Here is a 4,335-nt window from a genome sequence, read left to right as displayed (position 1 = left end):
GCCGTGATCTGCGTGGCGCTGTTGACGGTAAAGCCGGTGGCTGCGGTGGCGCCGAAGGTCACCGCCGTCGTGCCGCTAAAACCCGTGCCGGTAATGGTGACGGTGGTGCCGCCAGTGGCCGGGCCGGCCGTGGGCGAAATGCTCGTCACCGTCGGTGCCGCCACATAGGTATATTGATCCGCCGCGCCGACGGTGCTGGTGCCGCCGACCGAAGTGACGCGCACGTCGATCGTGCCAGCAGCGCCCGCCGGCGCCGTGGCCGTGATCTGCGTGGCGCTGTTGACAGTAAAGCCCGTGGCTGCCGTGGCGCCGAAGGTCACCGCCGTCGCGCCGCCAAAATTCGAACCGGTGATGATGACGGTAGTGCCGCCGGTGACAGGACCTGAAGTGGGCGAAATGCTGCTCACCGACGGTGCCGCCACATAGCTATATTGATCGGCGGCGCCAGCGGCGCTGGTGCCGCCCGTCGTGGTCACGCGCACATCCACCGTGCCCGTGCCGGCGGGCGCCGTGGCCGTGATCTGCGTGGCGCTGTTGACGGTAAAGCCGGTGGCTGCCGTGGCGCCGAAGGTCACCGCCGTCGCGCCGCTAAAACCCGTGCCGGCAATGGTAACGGCCGTGCCGCCGGTCACAGGGCCGGACGCAGGCGTGACGGCGGTGATACTCGGTGGCGGCTGGGCGTTGATCGCCATCGAATAGGCTCTGGACGTGTTGTACGGTCCGTTGCCGCCCGTGACATCCGTGGATTTGATCACAAAGTTATAGGTATTGATGGCGCTGGGCGTGCCCGATAACAAACCGCTGGAGGACAAGCTCAGGCCCGGTGGCAAGGCACCCGATTCCACCACATAGGTGTAGGGCGCGCTGCCATTGGCGGTGGACATCTGCTGGCTGTAGGGCGTCGACAAGCCGCCCGCCGCCAGGACCGTGGGCGTGATGGACAGGATCGGTATGGCGACCGTCACCGAATAGTTCTTGATGACCACCTGCGGCGTGCCTGCCGTCGAATCGGTGACCCTGACGCCAAAGGCAAAGGAGCCGGTGGCCGTCACGGTGCCGGAAATGACGCCGCTCGCCGATACGCTGATGCCAGGCGGTAAAGCGCCTGACTCCAACGCATAGGTGTAGGGCGCCGCGCCACCGCTCGCCGACATGGCCTGGCTGTACGGCACGCCGATCACGGGTGCCGTCAAACTGCCTGGCGACACGGTGAAGGCAGCAGCAGCGGGCAAGACGGTCACCGTGAAGGTGATCTCTCCTTGCGACTCGTCGAGCAGCACAAACGTATCGGACAGCGCGCCATCGCCATTATTGGTGTAGGTCGCCTTGTTATCCTGATTGTTGGTAAGGCCGGTAATCGTGCCGTGCAATGCAGTGGCGGCATTATCGTTCAGGCCAAAGGTATTGCAGCTCGACAAGTCGATGAGGTACGAGGCACCCGAGGCAACTGTAAAACTCTGATTGGGAGGGCAGATAAGGCTTGGGCCTGCCGCCTGCGCGGGGGGGGCGCCGAACGCCAGCATCAGCAGGCACAGTGAAGCGAGCCCGTGCGCGAAACGGCCAGATACTGGCCGCCTGTCAGCGGCGCGATCCGCCATCCTCTGCCGTTTTCCGGCAAACAAAGCGAGCAGGAAAGAAAGCGCCGGACGACCGACGACATCGTTGCAAATACGCAACATAACATCTCCAATACCGAGTTTTTCAGACAAAAATGAATGTGATTTCAGGCCGTCAGCGATGCCCGTTCCGGGCTCTTTTACAGTGCCAACAGATGTTGACGCTTGCCATATGACAACGTATGCTAACTCGATATATCAATAAAGTAACTATAACAAAAAGGGTTTTTTAAAACGCAATATTGGTTTCAAATGGAAAATGTTTCCTGTTTGAAATTTAATTGCATTCCAACCGTGGGGAGAACAATGATGGCTGATGTGTACCTAGGACAAATCATGATGGGCGGCTTCAATTTTGTGCCGCGTGGCTTTGCAGGATGTAACGGGCAATTGCTGCCCATTGCGCAGAATCAGGCGCTGTTTGCACTGTTGGGTACCTATTATGGCGGCAATGGCAGTACCACCTTTGCCTTGCCTAACTTACAAGGCAGCACCCCTGTCGGTGCGGGCGGTTCCGTCGATGGCGCCTGGCAACCCTCCCCTTACCAGATCGGCACGCGGGCGGGGGTGGAGGCGGTCACCTTGATATCGACCCAGATGCCGGCGCATACGCATGCGGTCAATACGGTGACGACGCCCGGCACCTCGAAAAACCCCACCAACACCCTGTTTGGCGGCAGCGGCGCGGAATCCATCTATGGTTCGGCGGGCCCGCAAGTCACCCTCTCCGGCCAGACCTTGGGGTTGGCCGGCGGCAATCAGGCACATAGCAATATGCAGCCGTTCTCGGTAATCAACTTCAATATCGCCTTGAGCGGTATCTTCCCGTCGCGCAACTAACGAATCCGCCAATTTTTACGGAGCATAGTCATGACCACACCCTATGTCGGCGAAATTCGCCTGTTTTCCTTTCCCCGCATTCCCACCGGCTGGTTCGCCTGCGACGGCAGCCTGAAACCGATCGCCGAATACGAAATACTGTACGTTCTGCTGGGCACTACCTACGGCGGCGACGGCGTCAACACCTTTGCCGTGCCCGACCTGCGCGGCCAGCTTCCCCTGCATATGGGCACCGGCCCCGGCCTGACAACCCGGGTGCTCGGGCAACGAGGCGGCAGCGAATCGGCGACCTTGCTGGCAACCCAGCTACCGCAGCATACGCACCCGTTCAATGTGAACAGCACCCTGGCGACGGCAAATGTGCCGGCCGCCAACCTGCTGCTGACGGCCCCGTCGAATAACGACAAGATGTACACCAGCGATCTGACCGGCCTGACCGCCTATGCACTGGCAACCACCGCCACGGGCGCGGCAGGCGGTAACCTGCCGCACGAGAACACCATGCCTACCCTGACCGCGTCATTTTGCATCGCATGGGCAGGCATTTTCCCATCGCAGCAATAACAGCCGGCACGCAAACGCAGCCCTTAAAATCGCTCAGGAGAATCTACCGTGACAACACCATACATTGGCGAAATACAAGTCTTCGGTTTCAATTTCACCCCCTACGGGTGGGCCAGCTGTAATGGCGCCACCCTGCAAATCCAGCAACATGCCGCCCTGTTTTCCTTGATCGGCACGCAATATGGCGGCAATGGGACCACCACCTTTCAATTGCCCAACTTCACGGGACGCGCTCCCTGCAGCCAGGGCGAAGGACCCGGCCTGACGCCACGCGTGATGGGCGAGACCTTCGGCACCAACAGTGTCACGTTGAACGTCACGCAGATTCCGAATCACACCCATCAACTCACTGTGTACCGCCAGCCCACTGCCGCCCTGCAGCACAACACACCGCTTCCTGGCGATGGCTTGATTGCGCTTGGCGGCACGTCCGCATTCGTGCCGGCGACGCCAGCCAATGTCTCGCTGTCTCCGGCGGCGATCGGCGCTGCCGGTAGCGGCCAAGCACACGAAAACCGCCAGCCAATGCTGGCGGTCAATTTCTGCATCGCCCTGCAAGGTGATTTTCCGTCATTCAATTAAGAGCACCTGACATAACCTGCTGCGCGTCGCGATTTGCGGCCTGCGATGCTCACTGACTCGGCGTCCCCGTGCATGCGCACAGTTGCGCTTCCCAGGCCAACGGGGACGCCGAGCCTCACTGCCGCTCGCTACGGTTCTGTTAGGGGCTCCAAGTTTGATTCATCCAGGCAGGCGGCGCCATCGCGGCGCCCGCCCTGCCCTTCTCCCCGTACTGCCCTCAGTTAAACACTGCCTGGTACAGAAAGCCGTGGCTGTCACGCGCCACCGGCACCAAAAAGATACCCACTTCGCCAAACGCATCATGCTGCATCTGGAAAATTTTCTGGCTGAACAGGATAGGAGAGCTGTTGTGAAACAGCAGACTGAACGGCTTGCGCATCAAGCCCTCCACGGTGGCTGACGGCAGCGGGCGCACCTCCTTCAGGACAAAGGCGGCATTCGCGTCGCTGGCCGCAATAAACGTCTCGTTGACGCGCGCGGCAAAATGTTCGAGGGTCAGGACATTCATCATTCCAGGTATTCCATTCCGTAAGCAATGTGGTGAAGACGATGCCTGATTCTAATGGAATCATTGCCGCCATGGCACGGCAATGACATGAAAAACCAGGCGCCACATGCGCCGCGGGGCGGGAGCAAGCTGCTCCCGCCCCGCGGCGTCACTTCTTCGATGCGCAACGCTACCTGAGCGGCATGGCGATGCCGAACATCACCGACTGGGTGCGTCCGCTATCGA

Annotated in this window: 6 protein-coding genes; 4 read left to right on the top strand and 2 right to left on the bottom strand. The window is 60.6% G+C overall.

Annotated elements, in window-relative coordinates; all coding sequences use genetic code 11:
• On the bottom strand, positions 1 to 1,418 hold a 1,418-nt coding region (locus AC54AF_RS26880; protein WP_496639027.1), incomplete at its 3' end, for an IPT/TIG domain-containing protein.
• 129 nt (positions 1,419 to 1,547) lie between these two features.
• Here AC54AF_RS26880 and AC54AF_RS26875 point away from each other — a divergent pair.
• The 4 genes from AC54AF_RS26875 (at position 1,548) to AC54AF_RS26860 (ending at position 3,602) form a co-directional block, all read left to right on the top strand.
• A complete protein-coding gene (locus AC54AF_RS26875) occupies positions 1,548 to 1,715 on the top strand; it encodes a hypothetical protein (protein WP_496639026.1) in 168 nt (55 codons plus the stop codon).
• Positions 1,716 to 1,868: 153 nt separating this feature from the next.
• A complete protein-coding gene (locus AC54AF_RS26870; RefSeq protein ID WP_496639025.1) occupies positions 1,869 to 2,456 on the top strand; it encodes a phage tail protein in 588 nt (195 codons plus the stop codon).
• 30 nt (positions 2,457 to 2,486) lie between these two features.
• On the top strand, positions 2,487 to 3,020 hold the full coding sequence (locus tag AC54AF_RS26865; protein ID WP_496639024.1) for a phage tail protein: 534 nt from the start codon (positions 2,487 to 2,489) through the stop codon (positions 3,018 to 3,020).
• Positions 3,021 to 3,068: 48 nt separating this feature from the next.
• Complete coding sequence (locus AC54AF_RS26860) at positions 3,069 to 3,602, top strand: phage tail protein (protein ID WP_496639023.1); 534 nt, start codon at positions 3,069 to 3,071, stop codon at positions 3,600 to 3,602.
• A 217-nt stretch (positions 3,603 to 3,819) separates the two neighbouring features.
• Here the strand turns inward: AC54AF_RS26860 and AC54AF_RS26855 are convergent, their stop codons facing one another.
• On the bottom strand, positions 3,820 to 4,113 hold the full coding sequence (locus AC54AF_RS26855) for a DUF6916 family protein (RefSeq protein ID WP_496639022.1): 294 nt from the start codon (positions 4,111 to 4,113) through the stop codon (positions 3,820 to 3,822).
• Positions 4,114 to 4,335: the final 222 nt, after the last annotated feature.

It is taken from the genome of Janthinobacterium sp. JF4 (genome assembly GCF_059617925.1).
The sequence above is the reverse complement of the archived record's forward strand: the minus strand, read 5'-3'. Positions and strand labels throughout refer to the sequence as shown.

Coding starts and splice junctions, on each gene's coding strand:
- AC54AF_RS26870 (WP_496639025.1), top strand. CDS start 1,869: ATGGAAAATGTTTCCTGTTTGAAATTTAATTGCATTCCAACCGTGGGG.
- AC54AF_RS26865 (WP_496639024.1), top strand. CDS start 2,487: ATGACCACACCCTATGTCGGCGAAATTCGCCTGTTTTCCTTTCCCCGC.
- AC54AF_RS26855 (WP_496639022.1), bottom strand. CDS start 4,113: ATGATGAATGTCCTGACCCTCGAACATTTTGCCGCGCGCGTCAACGAG.